Origin of the sequence: Micromonospora globispora (assembly GCF_003857015.1) — a bacterium.
Taxonomy (GTDB): Bacteria; Actinomycetota; Actinomycetes; order Mycobacteriales; family Micromonosporaceae; genus Micromonospora; species Micromonospora globispora.
In genome coordinates, this window is sequence record NZ_QGGF01000413.1 from 1 (window position 1) to 1215 (window position 1215).

Genomic DNA, 1215 nt, shown 5'->3' on the forward strand with positions numbered 1-1215 from the left:
AACTGGAGCTTCTGTAACCCGATTTCTGATTTCCGGGTGCAGTTGGAAGCGCTTTATCACGGCCATTCAAAAACTTTGATTCAGAAGCGGCAGAAACTGCCGGATTCGCAGTTTAAATCTTGGATTCAGGAACTGATGCCGCAATAGCAAATTCAGCAGGAGACCGGCGATCTGAAGGGCCTGGTCCTGGCATCACTGAATTCGTCCGACGTGTATGCCGGTGCTTTGGACAGCCTGTTCAGCGATAAAAAGTCCTCTGGCAGTGGGGATATCAGCATCATCAACCGCAAAACAGGCCTGTGCCTGATCAAGGTCAGCAACAGCCACGTGATCAAAGTAGACTGGGATGAATCGGAATTCGGCGAGGGTGCCAGCGAATCAGTTCAGGCTGAAATCAAAGTTGACGGTGACAAAGTCGATGTGACTGCGGCCAGCCATCAGGACATTCATGTTGTGAATGATCAGACATGGGTGGGCGGTGTCTGTGTCGACACTAATGACAATGTTCAGGTGAATCTGGACAGTCTGCTGCGCGCAGTGAAAAAGCGCATGACAGACAAGTCGCTGGTTAAAATGGCTGTGAAAAGAGTTATTTGATTTCCAGAGCCGCCTCCACCGCGGCCTCGGCATTGACCAGGCCCGAGCCATAACGATTGTCTTCGTTGGGCGGCATCGGTGTGGCGGTTTTCATCAATAAAGCCTTCACCTCTGAGGGCTTTAGTTTTTTGTTCGCAGCCTTCACTAAAGCGGCTACACCGGCCACGTGCGGAGTGGCCATCGACGTCCCGAAGGTTTCTTTGTAACTTGTAAGCTCAGACTTCAGGCTGACCAAAGTTTCAGGCGATGTTTTAACCAAGGCGCGGATCTTTTCACCCACGGCCTGCTCTACGAAAAAGCCCACTGCAAACAACACATTGTCTTTTTCAAACAAGCGCGTTTCTATCAGGCCCGGTCTGTCGTTGGCGACAATCACGCTGGTGGCGCCGGCGCGCATGGCATTGCGGATCTGGTCTTCGATCGGAGTGACGCGGTTTAAAGTGACCAGCACATGTTTGTCTTTGACGTCTTTCCCGGCAAAGTCCGCCGGATCACCCAAGCCGCAGTCCACGACAGCACGTGTTTGCTCAGTATAAGGAACCGCCGTGCCCTTAAAGTGATAGGCCTTCAGTGTTTGTGGTCCCGTGGCCTCCGCAAGGGTCACAGTGCTGGATCGAC

Annotated in this window: 2 protein-coding genes; one reads left to right on the forward strand and one right to left on the reverse strand. The window is 52.5% G+C overall.

The features are described 5' to 3' along the window. Positions 1-225: 225 nt before the first annotated feature. Complete coding sequence (locus DKL51_RS37690; RefSeq protein WP_124812449.1) at positions 226-597, forward strand: hypothetical protein; 372 nt, start codon at positions 226-228, stop codon at positions 595-597. On the opposite strand, the gene DKL51_RS37695 is transcribed toward DKL51_RS37690, so the two are convergent. Further along, positions 590-1215 (reverse strand): S8 family serine peptidase (locus tag DKL51_RS37695; RefSeq protein WP_148097827.1); only part of this gene is annotated, 626 nt, incomplete at its 5' end. The two genes, DKL51_RS37690 and DKL51_RS37695, sit on opposite strands and share 8 nt — an antisense overlap.